The 20,482-nt window shown below is 48.8% G+C and carries 18 protein-coding genes and 1 tRNA gene; 13 read left to right on the top strand and 6 right to left on the bottom strand.

The genetic code is table 11. From position 1 onward, the window contains the following. Positions 1-5: 5 nt before the first annotated feature. On the bottom strand, positions 6-1,376 hold the full coding sequence (locus FJM67_RS14480; protein ID WP_140590736.1) for an HD-GYP domain-containing protein: 1,371 nt from the start codon (positions 1,374-1,376) through the stop codon (positions 6-8). 62 nt (positions 1,377-1,438) lie between these two features. Next, a complete protein-coding gene (locus FJM67_RS14475; RefSeq protein WP_140590733.1) occupies positions 1,439-2,989 on the bottom strand; it encodes a methyl-accepting chemotaxis protein in 1,551 nt (516 codons plus the stop codon). A gap of 235 nt (positions 2,990-3,224) precedes the next feature. Here FJM67_RS14475 and FJM67_RS14470 point away from each other — a divergent pair, with 235 nt between their 5' ends. From FJM67_RS14470 to FJM67_RS14445, 6 genes are all read left to right on the top strand, one after another. Beyond that, complete coding sequence (locus tag FJM67_RS14470; protein WP_219845999.1) at positions 3,225-3,530, top strand: response regulator; 306 nt, start codon at positions 3,225-3,227, stop codon at positions 3,528-3,530. Between the two features lie 160 nt (positions 3,531-3,690). Further along, positions 3,691-3,767, top strand: a tRNA-Arg gene (locus tag FJM67_RS14465). 127 nt (positions 3,768-3,894) lie between these two features. Next, a complete protein-coding gene (gene modA / locus FJM67_RS14460; protein ID WP_140590728.1) occupies positions 3,895-4,647 on the top strand; it encodes a molybdate ABC transporter substrate-binding protein in 753 nt (250 codons plus the stop codon). A gap of 242 nt (positions 4,648-4,889) precedes the next feature. Beyond that, positions 4,890-5,918, top strand: coding sequence for an efflux RND transporter periplasmic adaptor subunit (locus FJM67_RS14455; protein ID WP_140590725.1), 1,029 nt, complete (start codon positions 4,890-4,892; stop codon positions 5,916-5,918). A gap of 9 nt (positions 5,919-5,927) precedes the next feature. Then, a complete protein-coding gene (locus FJM67_RS14450) occupies positions 5,928-9,146 on the top strand; it encodes an efflux RND transporter permease subunit (protein WP_140590722.1) in 3,219 nt (1,072 codons plus the stop codon). Between the two features lie 142 nt (positions 9,147-9,288). Then, positions 9,289-9,954, top strand: coding sequence for a glutathione S-transferase family protein (locus FJM67_RS14445; protein WP_140590720.1), 666 nt, complete (start codon positions 9,289-9,291; stop codon positions 9,952-9,954). A 4-nt stretch (positions 9,955-9,958) separates the two neighbouring features. Here FJM67_RS14445 and FJM67_RS17920 read toward each other — a convergent pair whose 3' ends face one another. The 4 genes from FJM67_RS17920 to FJM67_RS14425 all read right to left on the bottom strand — a co-directional run bounded on the left by FJM67_RS17920 (position 9,959) and on the right by FJM67_RS14425 (position 14,275). Continuing rightward, the gene (locus FJM67_RS17920) at positions 9,959-11,269 is read right to left on the bottom strand and encodes a methyl-accepting chemotaxis protein (RefSeq protein ID WP_140590717.1); all 1,311 of its coding nucleotides are present in this window, start codon (positions 11,267-11,269) and stop codon (positions 9,959-9,961) included. Positions 11,270-11,421: 152 nt separating this feature from the next. After that, entirely contained in the window at positions 11,422-12,690 is a 1,269-nt protein-coding gene (locus tag FJM67_RS14435) for a TRAP transporter large permease (RefSeq protein ID WP_140590714.1), read from the bottom strand. A gap of 6 nt (positions 12,691-12,696) precedes the next feature. Then, the gene (locus tag FJM67_RS14430; protein WP_140590711.1) at positions 12,697-13,170 is read right to left on the bottom strand and encodes a TRAP transporter small permease; all 474 of its coding nucleotides are present in this window, start codon (positions 13,168-13,170) and stop codon (positions 12,697-12,699) included. Positions 13,171-13,264: 94 nt separating this feature from the next. Continuing rightward, positions 13,265-14,275: a DctP family TRAP transporter solute-binding subunit gene (locus tag FJM67_RS14425; RefSeq protein ID WP_140590707.1), complete on the bottom strand. Its 1,011-nt coding sequence runs from the start codon at positions 14,273-14,275 to the stop codon at positions 13,265-13,267. Between the two features lie 622 nt (positions 14,276-14,897). Between FJM67_RS14425 and FJM67_RS14420 the strand changes: the two genes are divergently transcribed. The 7 genes from FJM67_RS14420 to FJM67_RS14390 all read left to right on the top strand — a co-directional run bounded on the left by FJM67_RS14420 (position 14,898) and on the right by FJM67_RS14390 (position 20,400). Continuing rightward, a complete protein-coding gene (locus tag FJM67_RS14420) occupies positions 14,898-15,905 on the top strand; it encodes an amidohydrolase family protein (RefSeq protein WP_140590704.1) in 1,008 nt (335 codons plus the stop codon). 24 nt (positions 15,906-15,929) lie between these two features. Next, positions 15,930-16,607: a 4-carboxy-4-hydroxy-2-oxoadipate aldolase/oxaloacetate decarboxylase gene (locus FJM67_RS14415; RefSeq protein WP_140590700.1), complete on the top strand. Its 678-nt coding sequence runs from the start codon at positions 15,930-15,932 to the stop codon at positions 16,605-16,607. After that, a complete protein-coding gene (locus FJM67_RS14410) occupies positions 16,600-17,691 on the top strand; it encodes a 4-oxalomesaconate tautomerase (RefSeq protein WP_140590697.1) in 1,092 nt (363 codons plus the stop codon). Before FJM67_RS14415 ends, FJM67_RS14410 begins: the two co-directional genes overlap by 8 nt. A gap of 15 nt (positions 17,692-17,706) precedes the next feature. Beyond that, positions 17,707-18,579 (top strand): amidohydrolase family protein, encoded by an 873-nt coding sequence (locus tag FJM67_RS14405; protein ID WP_219845997.1) that lies wholly within the window; start codon positions 17,707-17,709, stop codon positions 18,577-18,579. Between the two features lie 40 nt (positions 18,580-18,619). Continuing rightward, positions 18,620-18,982, top strand: a complete 363-nt coding sequence (locus FJM67_RS14400) for a protocatechuate 4,5-dioxygenase subunit alpha (RefSeq protein ID WP_140590694.1) — start codon at positions 18,620-18,622, stop codon at positions 18,980-18,982. Further along, the gene (locus FJM67_RS14395) at positions 18,982-19,830 is read left to right on the top strand and encodes a class III extradiol dioxygenase family protein (RefSeq protein ID WP_140590692.1); all 849 of its coding nucleotides are present in this window, start codon (positions 18,982-18,984) and stop codon (positions 19,828-19,830) included. Before FJM67_RS14400 ends, FJM67_RS14395 begins: the two co-directional genes overlap by 1 nt. A gap of 258 nt (positions 19,831-20,088) precedes the next feature. Next, complete coding sequence (locus FJM67_RS14390) at positions 20,089-20,400, top strand: PAS domain-containing protein (protein WP_140590688.1); 312 nt, start codon at positions 20,089-20,091, stop codon at positions 20,398-20,400. Positions 20,401-20,482 lie beyond the last annotated feature (82 nt).

The raw sequence follows: 20,482 nt of genomic DNA, 5'->3' as shown, positions 1-20,482 counted from the left end.
AGCGCTCACTCCTCGATAAACCAGTCTTTGGGTATCTTATCTAATGCCTTTTGTAGGGCACGAAAACAGCGCTCGTCGATGGCGGTGTGCAAGTTTTCTTCCATGATTGCCAGAGTTTTAGAAATGGGCATGGCGCCACGGTAAGGACGTTCCGCAGAAATGGCATCGAAAATATCTGCCGTGGTAATGATTCGGGTGATCAGTGGAATTTCTTCTGCCGGTAAACCTCGTGGATACCCCGTGCCATCTAGCTTCTCATGGTGAGAGGCGGCGATCCTAGCAAGTGGCTTGAGTGGGGTAATCTGCTCTAGGATGGTTTCTGTGAAACTGGCATGGGCTTGTACCGCTTGCCATTCAACCGCATCTAGCTTGCCGGGTTTATCCAAAATGCTGTTGCTGACCCCTAGCTTACCCACGTCGTGAAGTAATGCTGCCCGTTCTACCCACTTTATTTCGTTTTCATCCAGTCCGAGTTCTTGGGCAATCAAACCAGCATATACCCCAACCCGTTGGCTATGGCCGGAAGTGTAGGGGCTTTTCGCATCCACGATTTTACCAAACGCCGCTACGATACAGTCGAAGTAGTCATCATCTAATAGGACTTGGGTTTGGGCGGGGGCAAGGGTTAACACCTGTTTTCGTATATCGCTGCTGTTTATGGTTGCTACAAAGCTTGGGTCAGACATTAGCTGGGTAAGAATGCTGACGAGTTCTGGGTCAAACCAGGTGCCGCTGCGACTTTGTACTTCCGCCAAAGCAGCCGCGAAGCCTTCCTCTTGTTGGAAAACATCGACCACTTGGGCGAGCAGGGCGATTCTTGAGTAGAGGGGGATTTCCTGTCCTGATAATTGTAGCGGTCTCCCTTCCCCATCCCAGTGTTCATCGAGACTGGCGATACCATCTGCTACATCTTCACTAAAACGCAGTTCCCGGGCCACGTCTGCACCACGACTACAGCGGGTTTCAATCAGTTCTTGAGCATAGTCACCACCGTTTTTCAAAATATCAATGGTGGTAGAAATCCGCTTGAGCCAGCTTGTGCCGGTGCCGGTATTGCGAATGACAAAATTGAGAACGCTGGAAAGACTGGTGCCGACGGTTTTAAAGTTCTTTTTGAACTCTTGGTCGTCAGTAAGATACAGTTCGCAAATACGGGCGGCATTACTGCTGCAACCCGCATCTTTTAGCAGTAGCGTGAAAAACAGATCGTAGCGCTGTTTTTCGTCTAAACCGAGCCGCTGACCGATATTCATGCCAATCCAACAGCAGCGAATACAATGCTCCGGTGGCTGGCCTTCCGTCATGTCTAATGCCGTGGTTAGCGAAAGCATGAGTTCAGAAAGCGGAATGTGGACATTCAGATCAGTCGTTGGCATAAAGCGTCTCGTTGCTCTGGGTATGAATATTAGACAACCATCATACCTTAAAGTGCCACAGATTAACGAGCGAAGCCTTTGACCAGCTCCTGTAGCTGATTGGTGACAGCGAATAATCGTTCTGACTCTTGATTGGCAGCTTCGGCGCTGTCAACACTGGTTTTCGATAAATTTGCGATGGATACAACCTGTTGATTCACCTCTTCGGCGACATGGGATTGTTGTTCGACCGCGGCCGCCATTTCTACGGCAATGCCAACGATTTTATCCATGCTGTCGGTGCAAGAAGACATGACTTGTTCGGTAGCAATTAAGCTATCGAGGCCTTTTTGGGTGGAGTCAGCTCCCAGTTTTGTCAACTCGACACATTCCGTAACGGAAGCATTAAATTCATGGATGGCTTGATGGATTTGGATGGTAGACTCTTGTGTTCTCGCCGCTAATCCACGAACTTCGTCTGCGACCACCGCAAACCCCCGGCCTGATTCTCCAGCTCGAGCCGCCTCAATCGCTGCGTTTAACGCCAGTAAGTTGGTTTGTTCAGCGATATCCTCGATCAATTGGGCTGAGGCGACAATGGTAGAGGTTTGGGAGACTAAACGCTCGATAGCCTGACCCATCTGAGCCATTTGGTTATTAAGGCTTTGAATCGCATTTTTAGACTCCGCCGAGTAGCTCACCCCAGTGTTCAAATCGCTACCAGATTGCTGTGCCCGATCCGCAATACCTTGCACATTGGCGCTCAGTTGCGAGATAGCAGTCGACATTTGATTCATCGCCGCAGCCATCATTTCGATTTCTTGATTCTGCTGATACATAGCGTTCTTTGCGCCATCCACTAATTGGGCACTGCGCCCAACATCATTGGCTAAGTTGGTCGCGGCATAATCAATGCGGGTCAATACTGTATTAAGATGAGATTTTTCGCTTTGTATGGCGGTGCTGAGTTTACCTAAATCGCCTTTTTGATCCGTGTAGGTCGCAATCGCTACGGGATGCTTGAAAGCACTAGGAACAAAATTTAGCAAGCGACTCACACCTTGGGCGTATTTACGCTGTTGCCACAATGGGAAGGCGACGGCAAGTACCGCAAAAGCACCTGCGCCTATGTAGGGAGATGCCGTGGTTATTCCAATACTGGCTAGAAACGCCATGCCAAATACCAACCAAGGCAGTACACGAGATAATGTTCCCTCTCCCGTAGCGCCACTGTTGAGGCGTTGGTAAAAGCGTTCTGCCCGAGCCACATCCTTGCGACTTGGTTCCCGCCGAACGGACTCATACCCCACCACTTTGCCATTCACAGTAATCGGAGTGACATACGCGTCAACCCAATAGTAGTCCCCATTTTTACAGCGATTTTTAACTAGCCCCATCCAGGGTTTACCATTTTTCACCGTTTCCCAAAGAATCTGAAAGGCGGCTGCGGGCATTTCCGGGTGGCGTACAATATTATGGGATTTGCCAATGAGTTCCTGTCTAGTGAAGCCACTGATCCTAACGAAAGCATCATTACAGTCTGTGATCACACCTTTTAGGTCGGTGGAGGAAATGAGTAGCTCCCCTGGCTGGAAGCGTTGTTCTACATTGGTTATAGGTTGGTTGTTTTTCATTTGTTCCCCTTAGGGTATCTATCCGTGATGAGTTAGTATGGATTTGTATAATATTTTTTTAATACATCTTAGCCTATCTTAATTGAGTTATATCTAATGGATGTTTAGTATTTGTTAATGGCAGATTGTTTTTTGTTACCCATTTGGTTATGCGGGGCAGTACTGGTCACGAAATGTAACAGACACAAGTCGGAATTTTCACGACAATAGCAGCCCTTAGGAGGAGTGTAATATCGTGAAAAAAACCGTTCTTGTCGTGGATGATGAGCCACTTAATATTAAAATCTTGGCGGAACTGCTGGGAGACAATTACCGGGTAACGGTAGCTAAAAATGGGGAGCAAGCGATACAACGAGCTCGTGCTACACCGGCGCCAGACTTGATTCTACTCGATGTAATGATGCCGGAAATGAGTGGTTACCAAGTGTGCAGCTACCTCAAAAGCTGCGAGGATACTTGGTCAATCCCTATTATATTTGTTTCTGCAATGTGCCAACCAGAAGATCGGGAACGTGCTCTGCAAGCGGGGGGACAGGGCTAAGTATTGAAGCCGGTCAATCCGAATCATCTCTTTGCCGAGATTGCATCTGTGACGTGAGATCAGGTTCTCCCGTAAACCTAGGCATGGATATGGGGGAATTTCTTCCGTTTGCCTTGAGTCGAGCGTCGTAACCCCTTATAATCCCGCCACTTTCTGCAATGCACCCGTAGCTCAGCTGGATAGAGCGCGCCCCTCCGGAGGGCGAGGTCGGAGGTTCGAATCCTCTCGGGTGTACCAGCCCCGCGAAAAGTGGTTCTGCAAATTGATCGTACTCCACCTTAGCTTTTCCCTTATCAATCCACGCCTTGCTGATTTGATTTAACCGTTCACACTATACGAAGTCTTAGTAGTTAAGGAGAGGTCTATGCGCACTCTGAAAAAGTTACTCACCATTGCTCTGAGTTATCTTTTCCTCAGCCCCGCTCATGGGGAGGAAATTCATGCCGCTGTCGCTGCTAACTTCAATGCAGCCATGCAGGAAGTTGTTGCACAGTTTGAGCAAAACACAGGACATAAAGTCGTGCTGTCATTCGGTTCATCGGGCAAAATCTTTGCTCAAATTCAGCATGGCGCGCCTTTTCAGATTTTTTTGTCGGCTGACCAGAATAAGCCAGAGGCTTTGGAAAAAGCTGGCTTTAGCGTACCGGGCAGTCGCTTTACCTATGCGATAGGCGCACTGGCATTGTGGTCAGCCAAGGCGGATTTTGCGCACGATGATACCCGCTTGAAGAGTGGCGACTTCAATAAGCTTGCATTGGCTAATCCGAAACTCGCGCCCTATGGTGTAGCGGCGGTAGAAGTGTTGGAATCACTTAAGCTCAGAAGTGCCACTGAAGCGAAATGGGTCATGGGTGAAAACATCGCGCAAACCTATCAATTTGTGCATTCGGGAAATGCCGATTTGGGATTGGTGGCATTGGCTCAGATTATGGAGAAAGGGAAAATCAAGGGGGGGTCTAGCTGGATTATTCCTGCTGAATTGTACTCCCCAATCCGTCAAGATGCCGTGTTACTGAACCGGGCCAAAGACAGCGCCGGCGCCAAAGCCCTGTTATCTTATTTGACTAGTGAAGACGCCAGGGAAATCATTCATTCCTATGGTTACACCACTGAGTAATATCGCGTTTTATACTGTGGTAGTGATAGGGTGTCGGCAGCACTAATCCTGCCAGACATCCTTTTGTCACCGTTTGCTGCTAAAACTTTCCCACTTCACACGAAAAGTCTTGCAATGTAGTTGCGTTTTATCTAATGTATTAGGATATTCTAATATTGATTTTCCATGATTGCTAGGTTGCTTCTGTAAAAGACAGGGGCTTTACTTAGTAAGCATTGGACTCAACAAGGTAACGGAAGCTTATGTTTGCCAAAAAAACTCTCTTAGCTACAGCATTTGCGGTACTCACCACTGGTGTGTATGCAAATGAAGTTACGCCTCGGTTCGCCTCCGGTGAACTACCTGATCTAGTGACTCAAACTGCCCAACGACTCTCTGTCTCACAGGTGCAGACCTTTGATGGCGTATTAGAAGCCATCAATCAAAGCACTGTTTCTGCCCAAACGTCTGGCCGAGTGTTAGAAGTGGGTGTCGATGTGGGGGATGAAGTGCGTAAGGGCGATTTAATCGTCCGTATTACTGACACCGAACAGCGTGCCCGCGTGGCAAGTGCTCAGGCTCAGTTCGATGAGGCTTCCGCCCAATACCAACGCCTACAAAAGATGTACGACAACAAATTGATCGCCAAAGCCAATTTAGATCAGGCCGAGGCGGCGTTTAAGTCGGCGAAAGCGGCTTTGGAAGAAGCGCGTCAGAACTTGGCCTACACCAAAGTGTATGCGCCCTATGACGGTATTGTCCTCAGTCGCTCGGTGAAAGTGGGGGAGAGTGTTGCTCCCGGCTCGCCATTAATGGCAGGTTTGTCACTAGAGGCGCTGCGTGTTCAGGTAAATATTCCCCAAAGTAGCATCGCGCCAGTCCGCATGTATCGGGAAGCGCATATTGACGCATCAGGCAAAGCATTAACCAGCACCGAGCTGCGCATTCCACCCAGTGCCGACGCGCAAACCCATACTTTCCGAGTGTTAGTGAATCTTCCAGAAGGGGATCACAACCTTTACCCTGGAACCATGGTAAAAGTGAGTTTTGTAACTGGTAATCGTGAAGAATTGTCGGTACCTCAGGAGTGGGTTGCCCATCGTGGAGAAGTCACCGGTGTTTATGTGCTCGCCGACGGTGCGTTGCAGTTCCGCTTGGTGCGTCTTGGTTCATTGAATAGCGAAGGCCGCTACCCCGTATTAGCGGGATTACAGGAAGGTGAGCAAGTGGCAACGAACCCAATTGATGCTGCTGTCGCTTACAAAAACAGCCGTATGGTTAAAGCCAACTAGGAGTATCCCATGAGTGATCAACAATCTGGTGATCGCATGGGCTTATCTGGCCGTATTGCGAAAGCCTTCTTAACCACAGAAATTACGCCACTATTGGCATTGGTGGGTTTGTTGTTGGGTATTTTCGCGGTGATGATTACTCCCCGTGAAGAAGAGCCACAAATTAACGTTACCTTTGCTAACGTGTTTATTCCCTTTCCGGGCGCTTCCGCCAAGGAAGTGGAATCCCTTGTTACCACCCCTGCCGAGCAGATTGTGTCGGAAATTAAGGGTGTGGAACATGTGTACTCGGTATCCTCGCCGGGTATGTCTACCTTAACAGTGCGCTTTGAAATTGGCGAGAACCGCACCGATGCCATTGTGCGCTTGTACAATGCGTTCTATGCCAAAGGGGCCTGGGTGCCACCTAATAGCGGTGTGGGTCAGGTGTTGATCAAGCCGAAAGGTATCGACGATGTGCCAATCGTTACGGGTACTTTGTGGAGTCGTGACGGTTCCGTTACCAATGCCGAGCTAATGAGTATTGCCCGTACCTTACAAACTGAGTTACAGCGTGTGCCCGGTACTCGTGAGATTAGTATTGTCGGTGGCGAAGATCGCGTCGTTAAAGTGCAGTTTGATGCCCAGAAGCTGTCTTCCTACGGCTTAAGTTTGAATGACCTGCGTGGTGCACTTGGCGTGGCGAATACCTCCTATGCGGCGGGTTCCCTATTGGAAAATCAGCAAGAAGTGCTGGTACAAGCTGGTCAGTTTTTGACGAATCCTAGCGAAGTTGCCGATCTAGTTGTCTCCGTTGTAAATGGTGCGCCAGTATTCCTAAGAGATGTCGCTAGCATCAGTTATGGTGAAGACACGCCAAGCCAATATGTGTTGCATGGTGTTGGGCCAGCGTCTGATCTGGATATTCGTGGCCGTTACCCAGCCATTACTTTAGCCGTGGCGAAGAAAGAAGGGGAAAATGCCGTAGACGTAGCGAGTAATGTGATTGAGCGCTTTGAGCAGCTGCGCGGTATCTACTTCCCTGATGGTGTGGATGCGACAGTCACTCGTGATTACGGTGCGACTGCGGAAGACAAAGCACAAACTCTGATTAAAAAGCTGATCTTTGCAACCCTATCGGTCATTGTATTGGTGGTGTTTGCTCTGGGGCGTCGTGAATCCATCGTGGTGGGTGCTGCCGTTATCGTCACTTTGGCGATGACCCTGTTTGCCTCTTGGGCGTGGGGCTTTACCCTAAACCGAGTCTCCTTGTTTGCGTTGATTTTCTCCATCGGGATTTTGGTTGACGATGCTATCGTGGTGGTGGAGAACATTCACCGGCACTTAATGCTGGGCAAGATGTCCTTGCGTGAGGCGATCCCGGTTGCGGTGGACGAAGTGGGTAGCCCGACTATCTTGGCGACCTTTACCGTTATAGCAGCTCTATTACCAATGGCGTTTGTTACCGGTCTGATGGGGCCTTATATGTCTCCTATCCCGATTAACGCCTCTACCGGTATGTTGATCTCCCTTGCGGTAGCATTCATCTTTACCCCTTGGTTGTACCGTCGTTTATTCGAAAATGTGCACCATGATCATGCGCCAGCCGAAGACTCCGGTAATGGTCGCTTCTATGGCTTCTTCAAAGCCATCATGACACCGTTCCTGCGTAAAAAAGACGGTCGTATGGCGCGGGTCTTGTTGCTAGTGACTATTTTGGTGCTTATAACCGGTTCGGTTGGTTTGGCTGTGTACCAGAAAGTCGTACTTAAAATGCTGCCGTTTGACAATAAGAGTGAGTTCCAAGTGGTGGTCGATATGCCAGAAGGCACCGCTCTGGAAACCACACAAATCGTATTGCAGGCGTTGGCTGACAAGATCGACACCGTGCCAGAGGTTACCCATTACCAGTTGTACGCAGGTACCGCGGCGCCGATCAACTTCAATGGCCTCGTGCGTCAGTACTACCTACGTAGTCAGCCACATATGGGGGATATTCAGGTCAACTTGCTCGATAAAAGCTTGCGTGACCGTAAGAGTCACGAGATCGCCCTAGCGACCCGTGATTTACTAGCCCCAGTTGCGAAACAATATGGCGCTAATGTCAAAGTGGTGGAAGTTCCACCGGGCCCACCAGTGATGTCACCCCTAGTGGCAGAGGTATACGGCCTTGACTACGACAAACAGGTGGAAGTTGCCCGTTCAGTGCGTCAAGCCTTCGAGCAAGTGGATGATATCGTCGATGTGGACGACACCATTGAAGCGCCACAAACTAAGCTGAATATCGTGGTTGACCGTGCCCGTGCTGCCTACTTCGGTGTGGATCAAGCAACGATTACTAGCGCTATCAATACCGCTATGAATGGTGAGAACGTCTCCTACCTACACGATGATCACGCCAAAGTAGCCATTCCAGTACGCTTGGAATTACCTGGTAGCGAGAAAAACCGTATTGAAGCTATCACTAGCCTGAAAGTACGCTCGCAATCCGACGCTTTGGTACCATTGTCTGAAGTGGTGCAAGTGGTGAAAACCACGCGCGATCAAAGTATCTACCACAAAGATATGCTGCCAGTGGTATATGTGATGTCCGATGCGGCAGGCCACTTGGATAGTCCGCTCTACAGCTTGGCGGAAGTGTATATGGCCTTAGAACAGACGCCGATCGACGGTCAGATCTTAGATCAGTACTTGAACAGTCAGCCTGAAAACCCATACCGCTGGAGTCTAAAGTGGGATGGTGAACTACAGGTGACCTTGGATACCTTCCGTGATATGGGAATTGCCTACTCGGTTGGTCTGGTAATGATCTACTTGCTAGTTGTGGGGATGTTCAAGAGCTACTCAGTACCGCTGATCATCATGGCGCCGATCCCGTTGACTATTATCGGTATCATGCCGGGCCATGCTCTGTTGGGCCAACAGTTCACTGCCCCAAGTATGATCGGCATGATAGCGCTGGCGGGGATTATTGTGCGCAACTCCATCTTGTTGGTGGATTTCATTCAGCAAGAAGTGCGCGAAGGTAAGAACCTACAAGAAGCAACGATTAATGCCGCAGCGGTACGGGCGTTGCCGATTATGCTAACGGCTGTCGCGGCGATGATGGGGGGCTTCTTCATTATCGATGATCCGATCTTTGGTGGCTTAGCGGTCTCCTTGATCTTTGGTTTGTTGGTTTCTACTGTGTTGACCCTATTGGTGATCCCAGTGGTGTACTACGCTTACCAATACAAAAAGCACGCTTAATTCCCTAAATTAAGTGTCTATTCAAATCCCCGTTTAGCTTGCTAAACGGGGATTTTTTTGTCATCTAAACCGGCCTTTCGTGCGTAATCCTTATACAGATTTCACTTACCAGACAAAACGCACCAAGGGTTAGGCGCCTTTTATGATCACACTACATCATTTGGAAAACTCCCGCTCCCAGCGTATTGCTTGGGCCCTAGAGGCATTGGAGTTGGATTATCAGATTCGTCACTACCAGCGCGTGCCTGAAACCAATGAAGCACCAGAGGAGCTAAAGGCAATTCATCCGCTGGGTAAAGCCCCGGTGTTAGAAGACGATGGTGTGATTATCGCGGAGTCGGCAGCCATTCTAGAGTACTTAGTGGAACGTTATGGCCATAACAGTACCTTGAAGCCACTCAGTGACGTGGATTTGCGGGACTATCGCTACTGGCTCCACTTTGCTGAAGGCTCATTGATGCCACTGCTAGTGATGCAGCTATTATTCGACAAGATCCCAACCCAGCCGATGCCCTTCTTCGTGCGCCCCATTGCCAAAGGAATTGGCAATGCCGTAAAAGCTGGCTTTATACAGCCAAGGCTAGCGCCAATGGTGGCACTCATGGAACAGCATTTGGCTAAGCAACCATGGTTCGCGGGACAGCACTTTACTATTGCAGATATTCAGATGAGCTTCCCGTTACTGGCAATGGAACAAGGGAAAACCCTTGCGAAGAGCCCCCATATCCAAGCTTGGTTAGAGAGAGTGCGCGAGCAGCCTAGCTACCAAAAAGCCGTGGCGAAAGTAGGGGAGTATCGAGCGTTTTGACGCATCATTGTTCAGAATTATCAACCAACTGCCCCACCACAAAGGTGACGTGTTCGGCTTCCTCTGAAATGTTATCGATAATCCCTGCAGCTTCACTGATGCGCTCGGAATTGGTGCCCGCTTGGGATGTAACGGCGAGCATACCACTTTGTGTTTGACTCACTAGCTCGGTATTTCGATTTACCATGGCGTTTATTTCTTCGGTAGATTGGCTAGTACGAGCCGCTAACGTACGTACCTCATCTGCAACCACGGCAAAGCCTCTGCCGTATTCGCCCGCCCGTGCTGCCTCGATAGCGGCATTAAGGGCAAGTAGATTGGTCTGGTCGGCAATGGCATGGATGGTGGTGACTATCTTGGAAATTTCTAAGGATTGATGATTGAGATCTTCAATGAGTTGGGAGCATTGGTTTATCGCTGCAACGATTTGATTAGAATCAACAACCGTTTGTTGCAAAATCTTGGCCCCCTGTTCCGCAATGGCCGAAGTCTTTTGGGATGTGTGATAGGCTACTTCGGCGGCGTTTTTTATGGCAATTTGCTTCTCAATACGCCCGCTAATGTTGGTGGCAATTTTCACCACTTTTACCACTTTGCCGCTCTCATCAATCACTGGATTGTATGTCGCTTCGATCCAGATGGTATCTCCTTGTTTAGTACGTCGTTGAAACATACCGTTTTTAATGTCACCAGAGGCTAGTTGCGTCCAAAAATGAGGGTTCTCCTGGTAAAAATCGTCAAAGCAAAACAGTTTATGATGTTGATTGAGAATTTCCCCGAGTTGGTACCCAAGTGCTGTAAGAAAGTTGTCATTAGCCCCAAGGATATGACCATCTGGAGTAAATTCGATTACTGCATTAGAGCGATGGATAGCGGTGATTAGCGCCTTTTCGGAAAGAGATTTTTGTTTTTCTTGGGTGACATCTGCCGCGATTTTAAAAATACCGGTGAGCTTTCCGTCTTGGTAAAGTGGGAAATAAGTGGCTTCGATCCAGAGTTCGCTCCCATCGGCTTTGCGTCGTAAAAACGTGCCGGACTGCTGTTTACCTTGGGCTAATTGCTGCCAAAATTGCTGATATTCAGCGCTGCGTTGGTAGTCCTCAAAGCAAAATAAACGGTGGTGCTTGCCTTTAATTTGGTCAAGGGAATAACCCACCGCGGCCAAGAATAGCTCATTGGCATCCTCAATGATGCCTGCGGTAGAAAAACGAATGGTTGGCATAGCCCTCTGTATGGAGCCCGCTAGTGCAGTATCTAGCGATGTGGCACCACTTTCTGCCATGGCATCGGCTGCTGCTGGTTTACGAAAAAACATAGGGAACTCCCGACGATTAAGCTCAGTAAGAATCAGCATAGCCTAATTGGTATACAGGTTCGTTACTAAGCGAGCAAGGAGTTGTGTTTATTCGTAAGGAAATAGGGGAGTTTAGTAACTCCGCCAGCGTCAATACGTTGGCGGGGTCAAGGCTAATAACCCAGAAGTCTTGGTAGGAAGGTCACCGTACTAGGTACAAAGGTAATCAATATCAATACCGCCAGTTCCACTAGGAATAGGGGCATGATTTGGCGGGAGATCGCTGCGATCCCCACATTGGCGATTGAGTTTGAGACAAATAAACAGATCCCCATGGGCGGAGTGACTAGGCCAATCATCAGGTTGAAAATCACCACAATTCCGAAGTGAACCGGGTCGATCCCCATAGACATGGCGATAGGCTGCAAGATCGGCAGTAGGATCAACATGGCGGCAATGCCTTCTAGGAATAAGCCGACCACCAATAGAATAATGTTCACTAGAATCAAGAACATCCATGGGCTAGAAACCTGCTCCAATACCATCTGCGATACGGTTTGTGGCACCCGCGAGAAAGTCAGTAACCAGTTGGCTGCCGCAACCGCCGCAATGACGATCAGAATCACCGATGAATCACGCATAGCACGGCTAAAAATGCGCGGTAGATCGACGATTTTCAAACTTTTTAGAATGAACATCCCAGCGATTAGGGCGTAGGCAGCGGCAAATGCGGCGGCTTCAGTAGGGGTCACGATACCGGTAAGGATCGAACCGACAATAAACACCGGCATGAACAAGGGGATCCATGCTTCTACAAAGGCCTTGAGACGCTCTTTAGCAGAAAGCTTTGGTTTTAGTGGTGCGTAGTGTGCAGCAAAGAAATACACGTAGATAGACAAGCCAATCGCAAGGAAAAGACCTGGCGTGACGCCGGCCAAAAATAGCGCTGGAACCGATACACCGGTAGATATTAAGGCATAGATAATCACCGGAATACTTGGTGGAATCATCGGCCCAATGACGGATGAGGCAGCAGTGAGCGCAGCAGCGAAAGAACGCGGGTAGCCCTCTTTTTCCATGGTTGGGATAAATACTCGACCCAAGGCGGACGTGTCTGCCACCGCAGAACCAGAAAGCCCGGCAAAAATAACGGATGCCCAGATATTCACCTGTGCCAAACCGGCACGCATATGACCGACTAAAGCATTAGCGAAGTTGATGATGCGGCTAGTGATACCACTTTCATTCATTAGCTCCCCGGCCAACACAAATAGCGGGATCGCCAGAATGGAAAAGGAGTCAAGGCCAGCAAACACGCGCTGGGCAACTAAGCTGACGTTAAATGGCAGAGTGGAAACATGACCAACCACTGCCAGTAGAATAGCGAAGGCAATGGGACTACCGACCACCAACAATGCGATCAGAATAGAGAAACCAAGCATAATGGATCACCCTTGTTGTGACGTAGTTGATTTACGTAGATAGGTCGATAAGCGAAATAGGGCGGCAATCACCAGCAAAGCACCGCCAATGACCATAGCGACTTGGAAGTAATACATTTGAATGCCGGTACCTGGGGCTTGCAGTGCGCCGCGCTTCATCATGAACAGGTAGCCTGAGTAGGTCAGTACCACACCGGTGGCTAAGGCAACTAGGTCGCTCACCAAGAACAGCACCTGCCTTAATTTGTCCCCCAGCATGTCTTCGAGAAAGGTGAAACGGATATGTATACCTTCCAGGTAACAAAGAACCATGCCGAACATGGTGCCATAGATCATGGCGTACTTAGCGATCTCTTCACTCCATTGAATCGGGGCATTAAATAAATAGCGACTTAGACTGCTGGCGAGAACCACAGCAAAGACCACGAATAAAGAAGACCCAGTCAAAAAGGACAAAAGGAGCTTGTATAGGCGCTTCATGGACGTTTCCAATTCGAAATAAACACGGGGAGAATTAACCGACACCCAATGAGCATCAGATGGGCGCCGGTTAATTTGAGAGTAACAAGAAAGCTTAGTTCGCGCTCGCTTGTTGCACAGCAGATTGTACGCGATCAATCCATTGTGGATCGACTTCGCCTTTCAGCCAGTCAATGACCGCAGGTTGAGCAGCGGCTTGGAATTTCGCTAATTGCTCAGCCGTTGGAGTGGTGATCGTCATACCGTTTTCTGCCAACGCTTTTAGACCTTTGGCGGAGTTGAATTGCTGAATGGCGCGACCGAGAGTACCGGCGACTTTAGCAGCACGATCAACGATGGCGCGGTCAGCTTCGCTTAAAGAAGCGTACACATCTTCGTTGATCAGCAAGAAATCTGTGCCGTACACGTGACCATCTAGTGTTAGGTATTTTTGGAACTCGTAGAACTTGTTGGCGTGAATAACGCTGACAGGGTTTTCTTGACCGTCAACTACGCCGGTAGTTAGGGCAGAAGGTACTTCAGGCCAAGCGATCGGCGTTGGCTCTGCGCCCATGGCTTTAACCATTTCTACATAAAGCGGCAGGGTCATAACACGAATTTTCAGGCCGTCAAGGTCAGCCGGCTCCGCCACAGGACGTTTGGAGTTAGTGAAGTTACGGAAACCAGTTTCACCATAAGCTAGGGTACGCAACCCAGTTTGCTCTAAACAATGAGCAGAAAGGTCTTTACCGAATTGTCCGTCTAACACTTCCCAAGCTACTGGAGCAGATGGGAACAAGTAGGGAATCTCTAGTACTGCGGCTTCTTTACATACCTTAGCAAAGGCGCCAGATACCATAGCCATGCTGATCATGCCTTCTTGAGCGGATTGCACTAGGTCGGTTTCACCGCCAAGCTGGCTAGCAGGATAAACATTGACCTCGATGCGACCGCCGGATTCCGCTTCCACTAGGTTTTTGAACACTTCAGTAGCCGCACCTTTTTTGGAAGTTGTCCATTCTTGTGGATCAACGTGACCAATTGTTAAGGTGATATCCGCTGCGCTAACCGCACTGGCCACACCCGCAGCGACAAGGCTTAACATCAGTTTTTTCGTTAACTTCATGAGTCATCTCCAAGCTCGGGTTAATCCCGATTTCATTATTTTTGTGTTTGTTTCTGCCCACAGCGACAGTCCCGCAAATGATGGGGTATCCCATCTTAAACCTCATGTCGATAATTTCCATAGGGTAAAACAAAAAATACCCTTTATTTTTTGCTCTACCCATAACTTATCTCTCTGAGAACTCACAGGTTATCAGTGAACGTTGGAGTCAATTGCTCGGCATTGGATGTGCCTGACCCGAATCAACATGACTCAAAGTAGTGGGGATGAGAAATGAATTTTTTGTGGAGAATGTATGCTGAAAATGGCATGTGAGCCCTATCGGGCTTAGTCGCTTTATTAATAAATCATTACGAAACAGTGGCTTAGGGTATTGGTGTCGTCGAAATGCCTATTCAAAAATGTGAGCCTTCCCTGTGGGTTTCTAAAATTCTTGAAGTATAAATAAATCGCAACGATATCCTATATCAAAATGCAATAATGTTTGCGCGTTTTTGAAATAGTCAAATTAACGTGGGGTCTTAATACTGTTTTCACACTAGGTTGTGGTGTTCGATGGGGTGATTAGAAAGCCCACAAGCCGCCGCAATAACCAATAAATATTAAAATGGTGAGCAGTAATATGATTATAGATTGTCATGGTCATTACACGACTACCCCGCCAGCCGTGGGAGAATATCGCGAAAAGCAAAAAGAACTCGTAGCCAAAGATCCATTGGCCATGGGGGAAAAAGGCGCTATCCATGTGACTGACGACGAAATTCGCGAAAGCATCATCAATAACCAGTTGCGCTTACAAAAAGAACGCGGCACTGATCTAACCATCTTCTCGCCACGGGCAAGCTGGATGGGCCATCATGTCGGTAACGAATACACTAGCCAATATTGGACTGAGCACCAGAACGATTTGATTCGTCGGGTGTGTGATCTCTTCCCAGAGAACTTTGTCCCGGTTGCCCAGTTGCCTCAATCTCCAGGCGTTGATCCAGCCAAGTCGGTACCTGAAATCGTGCGCACCGTAGAAGAGATGGGCTTTATCGGTATTAACCTAAACCCTGACCCGAGTGGCGGTCATTGGAATGGCTCTTCCTTAGGGGATCGAGCGTTTTACCCTATCTACGAAAAGATGTGTGAATACGATATTCCAGCCATGATCCACGTGTCTGCATCGTGCAATAGCTGTTTCCATACTACGGGCTCCCACTACCTTGGTGCTGATACCACCGGCTTCCAACAGTTGATGATGTCGGATGTGTTTAAAGATTTCCCTGATCTAAAAATTATCATTCCACACGGTGGTGGTGCGGTGCCTTACCACTGGGGGCGTTTCCGCGGTCTGGCCCAAGACCAAGGCTTTGATTTAGCCGAGCGCGTGTTGAACAACGTGTACTTTGACACCTGTGTATACCACCAGCGTGGTATTGATTTGCTACTGGATATCATCCCGACCAAGAACATTTTGTTCGCTTCGGAAATGATCGGCGCAGTACGTGGTATCGATCCTGAAACCGGCCATTACTTTGATGACACCAAGCGATACATTGATGCGAATACGGTTCTGACCGCAGAGCAGAAACAAGATATTTTCGAGCATAACACTCGCCGTGTTTTCTCCCGTTTGAAAATCTAACCGACTATTTATAGGAGAATACCAATGCGCGAAAACGTCGTAGTACAACATATCGAACGAGCAGACCAAGCGGTGATTGATGGCCTAGCCGAATGTGGTGTGGCCACCATTCATGAAGCCCAAGGTCGTGTGGGTTTATTGGCTCACTACATGCGTCCTATTCAGCAGGATAAAGCCGTTGCTGGTTCGGCAATCACCATTTCTGGTGCGGCTGGTGATAACTGGATGATGCACGTTGCCATTGAACAATGCCAAAAAGGCGATATGTTGGTATTTGCACCAACGTCCCCGTCTTACCACGGCTTCTTTGGTGACCTGTTAGCCACGTCAGCTCAAGCCCGCGGCGTGGTGGGATTAGTGATTGATGGTGGTGTACGTGATACCCGCGACCTACGCAAGATGGATTTCCCAGTGTGGTCAAAAGCCGTCTGCGCCGAAGGTACCATTAAGGAAACGCTAGGCTCCGTCAACGTGACCATCGTGTGCGCTGACCAACTGATCAACGCTGGAGACGTTATTGTTGCAGATGACGATGGTGTGGTTGTCGTGCGCCGTGAAAAAGCGGCCGAAGTGCTCGAACTGGCCCGCAAGCGTATGGACAACGAAGAAGCCAAACGAGTGCGCTTGGAAAACGGCGAGCTCGGCCTAGATATTTATGACATGCGTCCTCGCCTAGCGGAGAAAGGACTCAAGTATGTCTAAGGGCATCGAATGTATGTGGATGCGCGGTGGTACGTCGAAAGGGGCGTACTTCCTGGCGGACGCCTTACCTAGTGACGAGCAAGCCCGCGCCGACATTTTACTACGGGTGATGGGTTCCCCCGATGCCCGTCAAATTGACGGTATGGGTGGTGCTGATCCACTGGCGTCGAAAGTGGCGGTAGTGAAAAAGTCCCAGCGTGGTGATGCGGATGTGGACTATTTGTTTCTGCAAGTGTTCGTTGATCAAGCCATCGTTACCGACGCGCAAAACTGCGGCAATATCCTCGCTGGTGTGGGGCCATTTGCCATCGAGCGGGGCTTAGTCGATCCGGTTGAAGGTGAGACCCAAGTACGTATCTTTATGGAAAACACCGGTCAAATCGCCGTTGCCCGAGTACAGGTCAAAGACGGTGAAGTGGTTTATGAAGGTGACGCCCGTATTGATGGCGTGCCTGGCTTTTCGGCTCCGGTGCCAATTACCTTTCAAGATACGGCTGGATCAAGCTGTGGTGCCTTACTACCAACAGGAAATGCCGTTGATATGATCGACGGTGTTGAAGTCACCATGATCGACAACGGTATGCCTTGCGTCGTCATGCGCGCATCTGACATGGGAATTAGCGGCACAGAGTCACGTGAAGAGCTGGAAGCCAACGACGCCTTGCGAGCCAAGCTGGAAGCGATTCGTCTAAAAGCAGGCCCCATGATGAACTTAGGGGATGTGAAAGAAAAGTCTGTGCCTAAGATGACCATGGTGTCAGCGCCCCAAAATGGTGGTGCTATTTCGACGCGTACCTTTATTCCCCATCGCTGCCATGCCTCCATCGGTGTATTAGGGGCAGTCAGTGTCGCTACCGCAGCGGTATTACCAGGGTCGCCCGCCAATGGGTTAGCGTCCTACACTGCTTCTTCCAGAATGACCCTCGATGTGGAGCATCCGACCGGTTGCATGACGGTCGTGTTGGATCAAGATGATGCCGGCAATGTGGGGTCAGCCGCCTTGTTGCGTACGGCGCGTAAGCTTTTTGACGGTAAAGTATTTGTTCATAGTAACGGTTTGAATCCGTTATCGACTCAAGAATAACAGCAGGTAATTAACATGATGGATAAAGACTATCTTCCATTTCACCCAAATCCTAGTAAGCCAACCTATCAGGCACCTGCTGGTGCAGTTGATGCCCATTGCCACGTGTTTGGACCAGCGGAAAAATTTCCCTATCATCCAAAACGCAAATACACTCCTTGTGATGCTTCAAAAGAGCAACTGTTCTCACTGCGCGATCACCTAGGTTTTTCTCGCAACGTGATCGTCCAGGCTTCTTGCCACAGTACCGATAACGCCGCCCTATTGGATGCCTTGGAAACCGCCGGGGATTTGGCTCGCGGCGTCGCTTTTATTGACGACAGTTTCACCGTAGAGCAACTGCAAGAAATGCATGATGCAGGTGTACGTGGGGTACGTTTCAACTTCGTTAAGCGCTTAGTAGATAGCACGCCTCGGGAAGTGTTTTTTTCTATTGCCGAGAAGATCAAAACCCTTGGCTGGCACATTGTGGTGTACTTTGAAGCACCAGATTTGGAAGATCTGATTCCCTTCCTTAAAGAGCTTGGCACGACTATCGTTGTTGACCATATGGGGCGCCCAGATGTAGCGAAAGGGGTGGATCACCCTGACTTTCAACGCTTCATCAACTTCATGGCTGAAAACGACAATGTTTGGTGTAAGGTCAGCTGCCCAGAGCGTTTAACGCTTCAAGCGCCAGACTATTCCGACGTAGTACCCTTTGCCAAAACCTTGGTAGAACAATTCCCAGACCGAGTGCTTTGGGGAACTGACTGGCCACACCCGAATATGAAGTCCCATGTGCCGGATGACGGTCACTTGGTCGATGTGATTCCACGGATTGCGGTAACCGAAGAGCTCCAACAAAAGCTGCTGGTTGATAATCCCATGCGCCTGTACTGGTCATAACCAGTACAGCAAACTGACAACAATAAAATCGAGGTACACCATGACAGAGCGTTATGCGGATCGGGAATTTCCCGGTACCTATTTGTTCGATGGAGCGATGGCAAAAAAAGGTTATGCATTGAACAAAATGTGTTACTCCTTCAACGAGCAGCAAGCCCGTGATGAGTTTAATGCTGACCCAGAAGCATACTGTAATAAGTACCGCCTGACTGACACCCAAAAGAAGGCCATTTTTGATAAAGATATCATTGGTTTGCTTCGCGAAGGGGGCAGTATCTATTACTTAGCGAAATATGCCGGATTATTGAAACTCAACATGCAGGATATCGGAGCGCTGCAAACCGGCATGAGCGTGGATGAGTTTAAAGACATGTTAGTGAAAAATGCCCGAGGAGAAGTGTAATGGCGAAGATTATCGGTGCAGTTACCACCTCCCACATTCCCGCCATTGCCAATGCGATGGCAAATGGCTTGGAAGAAACCCCGTACTGGAAGCCCTTTTTTGATGGCTATCCACCGGTGCGTGATTGGCTTAATGAAAAGCAGCCTGATGTGATCATTCTGTTTTATAACGATCACGGTCTAGAATTTTTTATTGATAAAAAACCAACCTTTGCTCTTGGCGTGGCGGATGAATACCACAACGCCGATGAAGGTTGGGGTATCCCGACCATTCCACCGGTAACCGGTGAATCGGAGCTGTCTTGGCATATCGCTAATAAGGTAGTGGATGAAGGTTTTGATCTCACTATTTGTCAAGAAATGCGTGTGGATCACGGTTTGACCGTACCTCTGAACCTGATGTGGCCAGGCCATAAATATGGGCATGTAAAAGTCATCCCGGTTTGCATCAACTGTGAACAGCATCCCATGCCGCAACCGAAACGCAGCTACGCCTTAGGCCAAGCGATTGGACGGGCAGTAGAGTCATACCCTGAAGATTTGAAAGTAGTGGTATTTGGCACCGGCGGTCTGTCTCATCAGCTAGATGGTGAACGTGCCGGGTTCATTAACCGTGAATTTGACCTGAAATGTATGGATCAGTTGGTCTCTGAGCCAGAAGAGTTAACCAAGTACAGCAACTTGGATTTGATCGAAATTGCGGGAGCGCAAGGGGTCGAGCTAAATATGTGGATTGGGATGCGTGGCTGTCTAACCGGTAAGGTTACTGAGCTTCATCGCAATTACCATGGCCCGATTTCTAATACTGGTGCTGGGCTGTTGTTGCTTGAACATGAGCACCTAGACTGAATAACTACTGCTATCGAAAAGTAGTTCTCTAGAAAAAATGTCACTCACAAGGTGGCATTTTTTTTATGGTTTCATTTTATAAGGTGAATAAATATTCATTTGGTTTACATAAATCCCTAATAAATTGTAACAAAACCTCGCAATATGCTGACAAAGCTCAATCCTATTTAAATCCTACGCACCTAAAATTTCCCTTTGCTTGACTAAAAATTCAACAATTGCCAATTGCTCCCTCTAGCAGGCATTTCTGGAGGCGATATGCCTAATACAACTGAACAGGAAAGTTTTGCCGTCCCTTGTCTTACTTTAAGTACGGATATGATTGAGCTCATTCGGGATGCAGTTGTGGTGACGGATCTGGATGGCTACATTCTGAATATCAACCAAGCCTACATTGATATTACCGGTTACCAGCGCAATGAGCTGATCGGAGAGCGCCCGGCGAAGATTCAGTCCGGGCGTCATGATTCCGTTTTCTATCGGGTGATGTGGGACAGTTTGCTGAGTAACGGATTTTGGCAAGGGGAAATTTGGGATCGGCGTAAAAATGGGGAAATCTACCGTTCCTAGTTGTATGGAAAAATATTCCATATCGCCGGGCGAACAGTGTTCCCGGCTGTGAGTGCTCCAAGCTTACGCTCGGGCACTTACC

This window comes from Maribrevibacterium harenarium, from assembly GCF_006385675.1.
GTDB classification, from domain to species: domain Bacteria; phylum Pseudomonadota; class Gammaproteobacteria; order Pseudomonadales; family Marinomonadaceae; genus Marinomonas; species Marinomonas harenarium.
The sequence above is the reverse complement of the archived record's forward strand: the minus strand, read 5'-3'. Positions and strand labels throughout refer to the sequence as shown.